The 13714-nt window shown below is 37.6% G+C and carries 12 protein-coding genes; 6 read left to right on the top strand and 6 right to left on the bottom strand.

Annotated elements, in window-relative coordinates:
• The first annotated feature begins 37 nt into the window (after positions 1 to 37).
• The 4 genes from B0E34_RS05450 (at position 38) to B0E34_RS05465 (ending at position 7142) form a co-directional block, all read left to right on the top strand.
• On the top strand, positions 38 to 2371 hold the full coding sequence (locus B0E34_RS05450) for an ATP-dependent helicase (protein ID WP_087707653.1): 2334 nt from the start codon (positions 38 to 40) through the stop codon (positions 2369 to 2371).
• Between the two features lie 133 nt (positions 2372 to 2504).
• The gene (locus B0E34_RS05455; RefSeq protein ID WP_087707655.1) at positions 2505 to 5225 is read left to right on the top strand and encodes a TonB-dependent receptor plug domain-containing protein; all 2721 of its coding nucleotides are present in this window, start codon (positions 2505 to 2507) and stop codon (positions 5223 to 5225) included.
• A gap of 103 nt (positions 5226 to 5328) precedes the next feature.
• Positions 5329 to 6147, top strand: coding sequence for an alpha/beta hydrolase (locus B0E34_RS05460; protein WP_087707657.1), 819 nt, complete (start codon positions 5329 to 5331; stop codon positions 6145 to 6147).
• Between the two features lie 227 nt (positions 6148 to 6374).
• Complete coding sequence (locus B0E34_RS05465) at positions 6375 to 7142, top strand: phospholipase D family protein (protein ID WP_106408104.1); 768 nt, start codon at positions 6375 to 6377, stop codon at positions 7140 to 7142.
• A gap of 104 nt (positions 7143 to 7246) precedes the next feature.
• Here B0E34_RS05465 and B0E34_RS05470 read toward each other — a convergent pair whose 3' ends face one another.
• From B0E34_RS05470 to B0E34_RS05485, 4 genes are all read right to left on the bottom strand, one after another.
• Positions 7247 to 8344, bottom strand: coding sequence for a serine hydrolase domain-containing protein (locus B0E34_RS05470; RefSeq protein WP_087707658.1), 1098 nt, complete (start codon positions 8342 to 8344; stop codon positions 7247 to 7249).
• A 344-nt stretch (positions 8345 to 8688) separates the two neighbouring features.
• Positions 8689 to 9711, bottom strand: a complete 1023-nt coding sequence (locus B0E34_RS05475) for an alpha/beta hydrolase (protein ID WP_087707660.1) — start codon at positions 9709 to 9711, stop codon at positions 8689 to 8691.
• 20 nt (positions 9712 to 9731) lie between these two features.
• Positions 9732 to 10115 carry a DUF3037 domain-containing protein gene (locus B0E34_RS05480; protein WP_087707663.1) on the bottom strand — a complete coding sequence of 128 codons (384 nt, stop codon included), beginning with the start codon at positions 10113 to 10115 and terminating at the stop codon, positions 9732 to 9734.
• Positions 10102 to 10875, bottom strand: a complete 774-nt coding sequence (locus B0E34_RS05485; protein ID WP_087707666.1) for a HipA family kinase — start codon at positions 10873 to 10875, stop codon at positions 10102 to 10104. The genes B0E34_RS05480 and B0E34_RS05485 overlap by 14 nt, the downstream gene beginning before the upstream one ends.
• 166 nt (positions 10876 to 11041) lie before the next feature.
• Between B0E34_RS05485 and B0E34_RS05490 the strand changes: the two genes are divergently transcribed.
• Positions 11042 to 11881, top strand: coding sequence for an alpha/beta hydrolase family protein (locus tag B0E34_RS05490; RefSeq protein WP_087707668.1), 840 nt, complete (start codon positions 11042 to 11044; stop codon positions 11879 to 11881).
• A gap of 83 nt (positions 11882 to 11964) precedes the next feature.
• Positions 11965 to 12153 (top strand): bacteriocin-like protein, encoded by a 189-nt coding sequence (locus B0E34_RS21255; protein WP_442547239.1) that lies wholly within the window; start codon positions 11965 to 11967, stop codon positions 12151 to 12153.
• 32 nt (positions 12154 to 12185) lie between these two features.
• Here the strand turns inward: B0E34_RS21255 and B0E34_RS05495 are convergent, their stop codons facing one another.
• Positions 12186 to 12788 carry a hypothetical protein gene (locus B0E34_RS05495; protein ID WP_087707671.1) on the bottom strand — a complete coding sequence of 201 codons (603 nt, stop codon included), beginning with the start codon at positions 12786 to 12788 and terminating at the stop codon, positions 12186 to 12188.
• Positions 12789 to 12795: 7 nt separating this feature from the next.
• Positions 12796 to 13617 (bottom strand): flavin reductase family protein, encoded by an 822-nt coding sequence (locus tag B0E34_RS05500; protein WP_087707674.1) that lies wholly within the window; start codon positions 13615 to 13617, stop codon positions 12796 to 12798.
• Positions 13618 to 13714 lie beyond the last annotated feature (97 nt).

The following is a 13714-nucleotide window of genomic DNA, read 5'->3' on the forward strand; positions in this document are numbered from 1 at the left end:
ATACACTAATTTTGTGTTCCCAAAAATTTTTTGCAGCATGGAGGATTATCTGAAAGGACTGAATGAATCACAATACGAAGCCGTTACCACATTAAAGGGACCATTAATGGTTCTCGCAGGAGCGGGTTCCGGAAAAACGCGTGTACTTACCATGCGTATTGCCCATCTCATTACCAACGGAATAGATCCTTTCAATATTTTGGCGCTTACCTTTACCAATAAGGCAGCAAAAGAAATGAAAGAACGTATTGCAAAAGTAGTGGGCCAGAGCAATGCAAGAAGTCTCTGGATGGGAACTTTCCACTCTGTTTTTGCAAGAATTCTGAGAAATGAAGCGCATTATCTCGGATATCCTTCCAACTTTACCATTTACGATCAGCAGGATGCATTAAATGTCATCAAAAAAGTGTTGAAAGACATGAATATTGATGCCGATCTGTATAAACCCAAAAAAGTTCAGGCAAGAATTTCGACATATAAAAACAACCTCATCACCGTAAAAGCTTATTTCAACAATCCTGAGTTGATGGAAGCCGATGAAAAAGCCAATATGAAATTCATAGGGCAGATTTACCAGCGGTATGTAGAGCAGTGCTTCAAAAACGGATCGATGGATTTTGACGATTTGCTGTTAAAAACCAACGAATTGTTAACCCGTTTCCCTGAAGTGTTAGCAAAATATCAGGACAGATTCAGATACATTCTTGTGGATGAGTATCAGGATACGAACCATTCTCAGTATCTTATCGTTAAAGCTTTAGCCTCAAAATTTGAAAATATTTGTGTCGTAGGAGACGATGCACAGTCAATCTATTCCTTCCGTGGTGCGAACATCTACAATATTTTAAACTTTAAAAAAGACTATCCGGATGCAATGACGGTTGCTTTGGAGCAGAATTACCGTTCTACGCAGAATATTGTAAATGCGGCGAATGTAGTGATCGCGAAAAACCTTCAGCAGTTCAAGAAAAATGTTTTCAGCGAAAATGAAGAAGGAGAAAAGATCAAAGTATACCGTTCCCTTTCCGATGCCGATGAAGCGAATTTCGTAGCCGGAAACATCTGGGAAACCAGAAACCGTGAGCAGAGAAAATACAGTGATTTTGCCATTTTATACAGAACCAACTCTCAGACGCGTGCTTTCGAAGATGCGCTGAGAAGAAAAAATATTCCTTACAAAGTCTACGGAGGTCTCTCTTTCTACCAGAGAAAAGAAGTAAAAGATCTCATCGCTTATCTGAGACTTTTAGTCAATGAAAACGATTCTGAAGCGTTGATGAGAATCATCAACTATCCAACCAGAGGAATTGGAGAAACCACTCAGAATAAACTGACTGTTTTTGCAGATGCTCAAAATATTTCCATTTCACAGGTTCTCGATAATTTACCGATGTATGCGCCACATTTAGGCTTTAACAACGGAGTTTTAAACAAACTGAACGACTTCTGGTCGATGATCAAAGCCTTTCAGGTACTGCTGAAAACGGAAACTGCGTACAGTGTTGCGATGGAAGTGGCAAAACGAAGCGGACTGATTAAATTTTTAAAAGACGATCAGACTCCCGAAGGAATTTCCCGTGTAGAAAACGTTCAGGAATTAATGAACTCAATGCAGGGATTCATTGAAGAACAGATGCAGTTGGAAGACGGAGATCCGAGCTTACCGAATTTCCTTGAAAACATTGCCCTTTCTGCCGATACACAGGATAAGAACAATGAAGAGGATATGGTTTCGCTAATGACGATTCACCTTTCAAAAGGCCTTGAATTTCCGGTTGTACATTTGGTAGGGCTTGAAGAAAACCTTTTCCCGAGCTTTATGAGTTCTTCCACAAGAGAAGATCTGGAAGAAGAAAGACGTCTCTTCTATGTTGCTTTAACAAGAGCCGAAAAGCAGGTGTTTTTCTCTTATGCCGTTTCGCGTTTCCAGTGGGGGAAAATTACCGATGCGGAACCTTCAAGATTTTTAAGTGAAATAGATGAAGAATATATCGAATTTGTAAATCCTGCAATTGAAAAACGTTTTATCAACAATTCGGGCATCAAATCCAATATTTTTGATGAACATCCATCGGAAATGAGAAGTTTCAAAAAGGTGGAAAAGAAAACCATCGAAAGAAGCGACAGCTCAAAACCGATTGCAGAACCACGCAAACTGAAACCTGTAAGTACGGCAAAAATCATCAATCCGAGCGGAGCTTCTTCTCAGGATATCGAAGTGGGCGATAAAGTAAGACACGACCGTTTCGGAATCGGAGAAGTGACTTTCCTCGATGGAACAGATCCTCAGAATATCAAAGCCAAAGTAGTCTTTCAGTATGAAGGCGAGAAAAATCTTATCCTGAAATACGCGAAACTCACTAAGATCTAAAATTCATTTCAACTTTAAAAAATAGAAGATGACAATATTCATTTTCTGCATTCTTTTAGTCTATTAATTTTGTAGACTAATAAATATAATTTACATTTGCACTTTTAAAACATGAATTTAAAGTGAGGAATGTATGAAGAATAAAAAAACTATTTTTTCGGCATCGGTATTATTTTTCCTGGGAACATTTGCGTACGCACAGGAAAAAGATACAGTAAAAACAAACAACTTAGAGGAAGTTGTTATTTTAGGATCAAGAGGCGGAGCAAGGTCTAAAGTAGACAGTCCGGTTCCGGTGGACGTTTTCAATATCAAAGAATCTTCGGTTATTTTACCGCAAACAAACGTCGCACAAATCCTTAATTTCATTGCACCGTCGTTTACATCAACCATACAAACCAATGCAGACGGAACCGATCATTTGGATCCTGCACAGCTCAGAGGGTTGGGTCCCGATCAGGTTTTGGTTCTTGTGAATGGAAAAAGAAGACACACTTCTGCGTTAGTCAATGTAAACGGATCTCCCGGAAGAGGAACAGTAGGAACCGATCTTAATGCCATTCCGTCTTTTGCCATCAATAAAATTGAAGTTTTAAGAGACGGAGCTTCTGCGCAGTACGGTTCGGATGCCATTGCCGGAGTCATCAATTTAGGATTGAAAAGAGATACCGGAAAACTGACGGGACAACTAAGCTATGGCGGAAATCTTACTCCAACGGCCAACGATCACACAGGAGATTTTGACGGACAGAATATTCAGGTAGACCTTAACTACGGAAATAAAATTGGGAAGAAAGGCGGATTTTATAACATTACGTGGACATCCCAGTTCAGAAATCCTACCTATAGAGCGGGAACAGAAAGCGGAAACATTTTCAATGCTTACAACGCGATTGAACAGCGTGCTTTAAATAACGGCGTGAATCTTTCATCCCTTTTCACGAATATTAACAATACTCCGAATTCCCAACAGATCATCAATTATATTCATCAGTATGCGCAGGAAGTCAATTATTTTTCTCCGACGTTACAGAACCAGATTCAGTCGGCGAATACAATTTCCGCATTACAGGGAATTTTAAATACGAATGTGACGGATCAGGAGCTGGCTTACAGAGGTTTGTCCAGAAAAGATTTCAATATGCAGGTGGGACAGTCTAAACTGAATAATCATCAGCTTTTTGCTAATGTAGAAGTTCCGCTGAACGACAACTGGAAAGTTTATACTTTTGGCGGATACAGCTTCAGACACGGAACTTCGGGAGGATTTTTTAGAAGACCTAACCAAAGCAGAACATTTACAGGATTGTATCCCAACGGTTATCTGCCGCAGATCGGAACAGACATTCAGGATCTTTCGCTTTCCGCAGGAATTAAAGGAGACTGGAAAGGCTGGAATATCGATTTCAGCAATACTTTCGGGCAGAATTCTTTCAGTTATGATATTAAAAATACCGGAAATACCTCTTTAAGATTCAATTCTCCGAATGAATTTGATGCAGGAGGTTTAAGATTTTCCCAAAATACAATCAATTTAGATTTTTCAAAGAAATATGATGTCTGGAGCGGAATCAATGTGGCTTTTGGAGCAGAACACCGTTACGAAAATTTCAAAATAACAGCAGGAGAAGAAGCATCTTACGCTACGTATGATGTTTCCGGAAATCTCTGGACCGGAAATACAGTTCGTCCGACCGACTTTTTCGGCGCTACACTTCCGGGAGGTTCTCAGGTTTTCAGTGGATTTAAACCAGAAAACGCAGTAAATAAAAACCGACAGGCAATTGCTGGATACGCAGATGTTGAATTCAATTTTACCAACTGGTTATTGGCAGATGCAGCCGTGAGATATGAAAATTATTCAGATTTCGGTTCTACATTCAATTATAAACTGGCTTCAAGAATCAAAGTAAATAAAGACCTTAATTTCAGATTTGCGGGTTCTACAGGATTCAGAGCGCCTTCCATTCATCAGATTTATTATAATGTAACGTCAACTTTGTTTACAAACGGACAGCTTCTGGAAGTGGGAACGTTCAGCAACGATTCAAAAGTTGCCAATTCATTGGAAATACCAAGTCTGAAACAGGAAACTTCAAAATCTGCAAGTGTAGGATTTACCTATAAAATTCCTTCGGCAAAACTTACGCTTACCGCAGACGGATATTTCATCAGAATTGATAACAGAATTCTGCTTACCGGTCAGTTTGCAAGATCTGCCGTTTCTCCGGCAACGCAGTTGATTTACGATGCCGAAAGAGTAAATGCCGTACAGCTTTTTACCAACGCAATAGATACGGAAACCAGAGGACTGGATATTGTTCTTGCGCATAATGCAAAATTCTCCAACATCAAACTGGATAATAATTTTGCGATCAATCTTAACCAGACCAGAAAAGTCGGAGCCATCCATTCATCCGGATTATTACAGTCTTCAAATCTGGAAAATGTTTATTTTTCCGAAGCATCGAGAGTGTATCTGGAAGAAGCAGTTCCCAGAGTAAAAGCCAGCTTATCCAATCAGCTTACTTGGGGAAATGCTATTTTCTATCTTAGAAATACCTACTTCGGAAAGGTAACGAGTCCCGATATTATCGATGCAAACGGAGACGGTGTCATTTCTCCGAACGAACATCAGGAAATTACAGATAAAATCATAACCGATGTTTCTCTGGCTTATCAGTTGACCAAAAATATAGGACTTACCGTTGGTGTCAATAACCTATTTGATATTTACCCAACGAAAAACCTTCCTGCTTCTTCCAATAACGATCAGTTTATTTACTCAAGATCAACTTCACAGTTTGGGCAGAACGGAAGATATGTATTCTCAAGACTTAACTTTAATTTTTAAGTAATTTTTTTAATTCTTAATCTGAAATGAATCCGGTTTTTCCGGGTTCATTTTTTATTTGGCTGAAAGACAATTTGTATCTTTAAACCATAAAAGTTTTATAATGAAAAGGATTCTGCTATTTTTACTTCTTATCCTGTTTTCCACACCGCTTTTTTCTCAGGAATACCGTACCGAAAATAATATCCATTATTATGATGAAAAAACCAGTAAATCTGATGCTTACATCAATGAAAGATGCGTGCTGGATATTTATATTCCGAAAAATGTGAAAAATTTTCCTACGGTGATCTGGTTTCACGGCGGAGGATTAACCGGAGGTGAAAAGGAAATTCCGGAAGGGCTTAAAAATAAAGGAATCGCAGTGATTGGAGTCAATTACAGACTCTCTCCGAAAGTTAATGCCCCGAAATACATTGAAGATGCAGCCGCAGCAACAGCATGGGTTTTTAAGAATATTAAAAATTATGGAGGAAATGAAGATCTTGTCTTTATTTCAGGACATTCTGCGGGAGGTTATCTTGCCATTATGGTAGGTTTAAATAAAATGTACCTGAACAAATACGGAATTGATGCCAATAAATTTGCAGGAATTATCCCTTTCAGCGGACAGATGATCTCGCATTTTACCACAAGAAAAGAAAAAGGAATTGATGAACTGGATGCCAGAATTGACGAATATGCACCGCTGCATTTCATAAGAGCAGATGCACCGCCTTTGTTATTAATTACCGGAGACCGCGAGAAAGAGCTGCTCGGAAGATATGAAGAAAATGCTTATATGGCGCGAATGATGAAGCTCAAAGGTCATAAAGAAACCACTTTATACGAACTTCAGGGCTTTAATCACGGCGGAATGGCGCAACCCGCTTTTCCTTTGCTTATCAACGAAATTAAAAGAGTGGAAAAGGGCAGGAGATAGGATGGAGGAAGGAAGTAGGAAGATGGAAGTATGATGAGGTAGGCTAAAGCGGGAAGAGGGAAGTTAGAAGCAGGAAAATTTGATGTTAATAAATATACATACAGATTTTAAACTTCCATCCTCCAGCTTCTAACTCCCATCTTCCACCCTCCAACTTCTCTCCTAATTATTTTGCAAAGTTTTTTATTTTTTCTTTCTTTGGAGCGAAAATAAAATGATTTCGAACGATGGGTATGTTTTACAACAATGCGGTTTGTGATATTTATATAGGAAAAAGTGCAGGAGCTAAAATGATGCAGGATATCAGAAATGCTCAGAGAAATGTGAAAATTGTTTCTCCCTATCTTTCTCCTTTTTTAATTAAAGAGCTGATTTATCTTCATTCCAGAGGAATTAAAATAAGATTGGTTACCAGCGATGAAATCGAAGATTTTTACGGCTACGACAAGAATATTCACAAACTGATTATTCAGAATAAACACGTTGACGAAAAGGCAAAACAGACCAGAGACAATCTGGTAAGCCTCTCCGGAACCCTGCTTTTTGCCATGATCGGTTTGGGCGTGGTTTTGCTTCCGTTGATGTATCTTTTAAACAATTTTAAACTTGCTTACGGATTTATTATTGTCATTTTAATGTTTCTGATAAGAGATTCCATCGTTAAAAAAATAAAAAGGACTAAAGTTTACCATTACAGCTACAAGCAGCTTTTTCCCTTCAAGGTTTTTGTTTCTCCGAATAGCGGAAATTCTACCAATAAAACCTTCATTCACAGTAAAATTTACATTATTGATGACGAAATTGCTTATTTAGGTTCTTTAAATTTCACAGGAAGCGGCGTGAAAGACAACCACGAAACCAGAATACGAACAACCGATCCGGAAGCCGTTGCTAAAATCATCGAAGAAGTTAAAGAAATTTTTTATCATTCCAATCTTCCGGAAAGAGATATTCAGTTTTGGGGAAGTCAGTTGTATGAAGAACCGGATAATTAATTTTGTTGATAGTTGATAGTTGATAGTTGATAGTTGATGTACGTTGGATTAGATTTTTAAGCAAAAAATTCACAATTGACTGCAGAGCAAATTCACCATTCACTTTAATTAATCACCGCATTTATTTTCTGCCACAAAACATCATCAAAATCCGAAAGAGCAAGATTCACATTGTCTGCAGCATCACCCATTCTGATGATGACGAGTTTTTTGCTTGGAACGACATAGATTTTTTGATCATTTTTACCTAAAGCACAAAACATATCATCCGGTGCACTCGGAATCAATTTTCCGTTGAACTGAAACTGAGTCTGCGGCATATGATAACTTGTCTTTCCGTTCAGCCACCACAGATAACCGTAGGCTAAATTGATACTTTGGGAAGTATTTGTCGCACTTTGAAAATAATTCGAGTTGATGATCTGTGTTCCGTTCCAGTTTCCGTTGTTTAAAGCCATTAGTCCGAAACGCGCCATACTTCTCGTTGTACTCCAATACACACTGTTGTCACCACTCTGGATCCAGTTTCCTGTCATCCCGATTTTATCTCTCAGTTTGGTATTGAAATATTGTGACCATGTCTGTCCTGTTGCTGCAGCAACCACATCCTGAAGTTTTACATAAACATTATGATACGCCCATCGTGTTCCTGCATCGGCTTTATACTGTAGATTTGCCGGACTTACATTATCTCCGAGACTGTCGTCCAATCCGGAAGTCATCGTCAGTAAATTCCGGCAGGTAATTAAATTTTCTTTTGCCAAAGGAGCGCTTGTCCAGCCGGTTCCGATGTATGTGGAAACTTTATTGTTGATATTGATAAATCCTTCCTGTTCTGCAATTCCCGTTACGGTTGAGGTTAATGTTTTTCCGGCACTTGCCCAATACCAAGGTGTAGTAGAAGTATGTCCCGAAAAATAGTTTTCCATAACAATTCTTCCGTTTTGCAGGATCATAAAACTTTTAGAATGTTTGGTTTCCAGATAGGTCAGAAGATCCTGAACTTTATCCTGATGCCAGTTTAATGAAGAAAGAGATTTGGTTTCCCAGACATCACTGTTGGAAGGAGGAAAGTACATCGCTTCCGTTGTAGAAACCGTACTGTTCGGATCTGAAGAGGGTTCCGTAATATCATCAGAAGAACTGCAGGATAATGCTAAAAAACAAAATGCAGGAACAGAAAATAGATTTTTTATTTTCATACGAAATTAGTTTAAATTCTGATTTTTAGATCATCATAACAATGAATAGTTAAAAACCTTTCATGAAAAATGTTAAAAAGATCTTCAATTGCAATTTAAACTAATTTCAGAATCAACCGCAAAAGATGCAAAAGATAATTATAAAGCGAATTTCCAGAATAATCAAAGCGCTCAAAAGAATAAAAATCAAAGATTTTTAAAACTATTGTGATCTTTTTCTTTTAAAATCAGCACTTTGAATAAGGATTATCTTATCTTTTGTACCTTTTTTGGTTATATAAAAAGGTTAAATATTCTTTGTTGAAAAGCAAATTATTTTCAATTAGAATTTAAACTAAAACTTTTTACTTTTTATGTGCTTCAATGAAACGGATCATATCATCCGTAAGCTGATCCATATATTTTTTATCAGTTGTTCCGAAACCATGTATTCCGTCTTCAACCACGACAAGTTCAGCTTCTATGTTTTGTTTTTTCAGTTTTTTTACCAGTTTTTTAGAATGACTCAATGGTGCCACCTTATCTTTATTTCCATGAAGAATAAAGGTCGGAATACCGTTTTCAGTCTCATTGATCGGGGAAATCGTTTCCAGATAATCTATAGCTTTTCTTTTTTCATCATTGATATTGTAGCCGGAAATTCCGTAAACCAGTTTCTTTCTGATCTCAACAATCGGCTTAAAGAACAAACCGACAATAGACACCGGAACTTTTCCCAGTCGTGTATGAAGAAGTTGATTGATATCAGTCGGTCCGAAATTATCAACCACATAATTTACCTTTGCCGAATAAGAAGATAATTCAGGGCTTCCCAAATATTCATTATCATTCGTGTATGCAGCCATCAGAGCGAGATGCGCTCCCGAAGAAGCTCCGAAAAACCCTATGTTATTGGGATCAAAATGATACTGATCTGCATTTTTTCTTACCCATCGCACCACATCTTTAGTATCCTGAATCGGCAGCGGAAAATGTACGGTTTCGCTTACAAGGGTATAATCGATGCTTACCACAGCATAATTTTTTTCAACAAGCTTTAAAATGAAATTTTCGATATAATTGTTGGATCTTACTACTTTATCACCTTTTGCCCATGCTCCGCCGTGAACATAAATAACCACCGGAAGTTTTGCAGAACCCGCGTTTTTCGGTTTGTACAGATCCAATTTGATGGGGTTGCCGGAAGCATTATTTTTATACGTAATATTTTCTGAAAAATCCGTTTTTTCAGGAAGAAGAACACTTGGCGGTGTCGGAGTTCCTTCGATCGGACCCTGAGAATAACTCAACGTAAAAAAGCTGAGCAGAAAAATAAAAAACAGGCTTTTAGAAAACCTGTATGCCGTATTGTCATTCGTAAATTTCATAGAATATTTTTTTGAGGGTATTATTTTACTAACTCCTCAAAAAGCCTACCAAAAGTATTTTCCAGATTTCTGGATTTTCCCGGATGAGGTCTTGAAGTCTGAACAACAGAACTTCTTACGGCAGTCAGCCAGCGGAATCTTTCAGGTATTTCAAGCTGTGCAATCGGTCCGCCGTCTTTTGCGCCGTCAGCGATTTTTTTGAAGCTTTCCAGATTCTGGATCACGTCTTCATAGTCTATTTTGCTTCTCATCAGCTTAAATTTATCCGGACAGAGGTAAAATTCCACCTTAATGAATTTTTCTTTTTTTGAAAACATTACCAGTCCGATATTGAAAAATTCTTCTCTTTCAACCTTTGGAACCAATCGTATCACCGCGTATTCGTAGATTTTATCCTCTTGCATTTTTAGCTTCGTTTAAAAAGATTTCAGAATGTTCTAATCGGGTCTTCAGGAAGTTGAAATAGATTTCACGGATTTCTTCATGCGTTTCTTCCGCATCGTTCCAGTGCAGCCAGTCTTCGGGAATGATATTCACAATTTCCCTAAACACCTTTTCGTTCAGTATTTCTTTGGCAAACAGATCGGCTTCATCCAGTTTTGATGCCTGTGGAAGCAAAACATGGTCTTTTACATATTTAAAAGGTGTTTTTGCTGCCGCATCAAAATTCTGCCATGAATGATGAAAATAAAAAGAAGCTCCGTTATCAATAATCCACAGTTCTTTATGCCACATCAGCAGATTCGTGTTTCTGAAAGTACGGTCGATGTTTGTGATAAATGCATCCAGCCAGACTATTTTCGAAGCGAGAAGCGGATCGATCTTCACACTCGGATCATAAGTAATGGAACCTGAAAGATAATGAAGCCCCAGATTAAGACCTTCGGAATTTTTCAAAAGATCCTGAATTTCTTCATCGGCTTCGGTTCTTCCGAAATCCACATCCAGATTCACAAAAACAAGCTCGGGAATTTTCAATCCCAAAATTTCTGTAATCTTTCCGCCGATCAGTTCAGAGATCAGCATTTTTACTCCGTGACCTGCTCCACGAAATTTCAGAACATATTTAAAATCATCATCTGCTTCTGCCAGAGCAGGCAGAGAACCTCCCTCCCGAAGCGGCAGAATATAACGCATGACGGTTACCTTTCTTAAATCCAACATAAGGCAAAAATAAGATATTCCTTTGTCTTTATTTCTATTTATACTATTTTTAAGTAAAAATTGATTGTTTCGAAATTATTATTGTTATTCTGAGCTAAGCTCGCATCTATTAATGCTTTGTCGGAATAACAAAAAAAGTTTTTAATACATTATTATACAATACAATATGCAGATCACAAAAAAGCAAAATATCATTATTTCCAATCCTGAAACCAGAGATTTTCTCGCCGATGCCTTTTTTCCGGAAACAGAACAGAAATTACCGTTGGTCATTTTCGTTCATGGCTATAAAGGCTACAAAGATTGGGGCGCTTGGAATCTTATGGCTGAAAAGTTTGCGGAAGCAGGATTTTTCTTTGTTAAATTTAATTTTTCGCACAACGGAACAACAGTTGAAAATCCTCATGAATTTGCTGATCTTGAAGCGTTTGGAAATAGTAATTATTCTAAGGAGCTTTCGGATCTGGGAACCGTGATTGATTACTTCGTTAAAAATGAAAAAGCAGATGCTGATAAGATTATCCTGATCGGTCACAGCAGGGGAGGAGGAATTTCAATCATCAAAAGTTTTGAGGATGAAAGAATTCATGGTTTAATTACGCTTGCAAGTGTAGATACACTGGATCGTTTCCCGAAAAACGATGCCTTCGAAAAATGGAAGGAAGCTGGAGTGTATTATGTCATAAATGGAAGAACAAAGCAGGAAATGCCTCATTATTATCAGTTTTATGAAGATTTTGAAAATAATTTTCACCGTTTTGATGTCGAAAGGGCAACCGAGATGGCGAAAGTACATTATTTAATCATTCATGGGACGGAAGACGAAGCAGTGAATGTAAAAAGCGCAGAACATCTTCATATTCTGAACCCAAATTCTGAACTGCATCTGGTTGAAAATGCCAATCATACTTTTGGAGCAAAAGAACCTTGGAAAGAGTCAAAACTGCCAAAAGATCTCAATGAAGTTACAGAAAAATGCATTATGTTCATTAAAGAGAAAATATGATTTTTCTGGATTTATAAATAATTCATATTCAAATTAAAAATTTTTCATACATTAGTGATATCAACAAATCTAAATCGTACACTATGAAAAATTTAAAAAAATTGAGCAGAGAAGCTAAAAAGAGTATTGTAGGGCAAGGACCTATTTGTCCGCCTGTAGGATGTTATAATTTCTATCTCAGCGATGGAGACAGTACTTGTATCGCTTCTGGATGTCCAAACGATTATGGTACAATCGTCACTGTAAACGGACGTTCTCAGTGTTGCTTTTAAAAAAATAAAGGAGTGAAATTTTTCACTCCTTTTTATTTGTTGATCCTGATCGCATTCTTTTTTACCGATTTTAAAAGACTTCTGAAGTTTTTCATCGTCATCATTTCAGTAGACGGTGTAAAGATGGTTGCTTTCTCACCTTTTTCTACAGAAACTTCCGAATAGGCTTTAAGGGTGTAGATCTTCTTCAATGTTTTGATGTCATAAACATCCATCATCGCAAATGTTTCATTTTTTCTGTATTCGTCTTGTACGCCTAAAGTATGGTCTAAACCGTTTCTAACTTTGAAAGTATAAATATTCACCAGAAAATTGATATCGGAATTGTTTTTAAGGTCTTCCAGATCATCCGTTTCCGGACTGAACGGAATATCATGACTGAGTAAGTTTTCGGATTTTGCTGTTTTTAAATCATAGGCTTTTCCTTCACTTAACTGAGTAAATAATTTCATGGTTTCTGCAGTCATCATTTCCCGGTGGTGCGCATCAACCGTAGTATTGATATTGTTTATCAGCCATTTTTGATCTTTTGAAAATACGAGCGATTTGCTGTAAATTCCATAATCTTTTCTAACCGGATAGTAGCATGACTGTAAACCCAGCAATATCATTAATAATAAGAAATATTTTCTCATAAATCCCTTAATAAATCAGAATTTTCCACGCTTCTTCAATTTTACTTTCCAGTAATAATTTCTGAGCTTCCAGATGAACATTCTCGTCGGAATGATAGTTTCCTGCCGGTAAGATTTCAACATTCGCCAACATTCCCAGGTCGTTTCCTGTGAATATTCTGCTGAATTTTATTTCGTCTGGAAGGAGATCAAAACCGATTCCTTTCGTTACAAGAGGTTTTGGAACTTCAAAAAGATTGTCTGCCTTATTTCTGGAATACCAGTTGCTTCCCAATCTTGCCACCATATCAAGTTTTGCCTGATCCAGATTTCCGTTTTCATCCAAATATTCTTCCCGGATGTGGATTTTCAGAACTTCACAGATCACCAGATTTCCTGCACCACCCTGATCGCCCAAATATTTTACTTCTAGCACTTTACATTCAAAATTTACAGGACATTCTTCGATTAATTTAGGCTTAATAATCTCTGCATCTTTCATCGTTAAACCGGATTTGATGAACTCGTTAACGCCTTCTTCATATTCCGTTGAAGCCAGAGAGATCTGCTGTACAATTGGAAAATTAACTGTGCCGATCACCACCTCCGGAACTTCCAGAACATTTTCCAGCGTATGTTTGATGGTATTGTCACGAACTCTTCTCGAAGGTGAAAAAACCAAAATCGGAGGAACCGTGCTGAACATATTAAAAAAACTGAACGGCGACAAATTGCTGTTTCCGTCTTTATCAACCGTTGATGCCAATGCAATCGGACGCGGCGAAACGGCAGTCTGCATAACCGTTTGCAGTTGCACGGGAGTTATTTCTGATGGGATGAGTGTTTTCATTATTATATTGTTTTTTTAACACATAAGTCACATAAGTTTAAAGTTCAAAATATTGAAAATATTTAGTACACATTAGTTTGAAAATCCATAGATTTTC

Origin of the sequence: Chryseobacterium mucoviscidosis, from assembly GCF_002177115.1 — a bacterium.
Classification (GTDB): domain Bacteria; phylum Bacteroidota; class Bacteroidia; order Flavobacteriales; family Weeksellaceae; genus Chryseobacterium; species Chryseobacterium mucoviscidosis.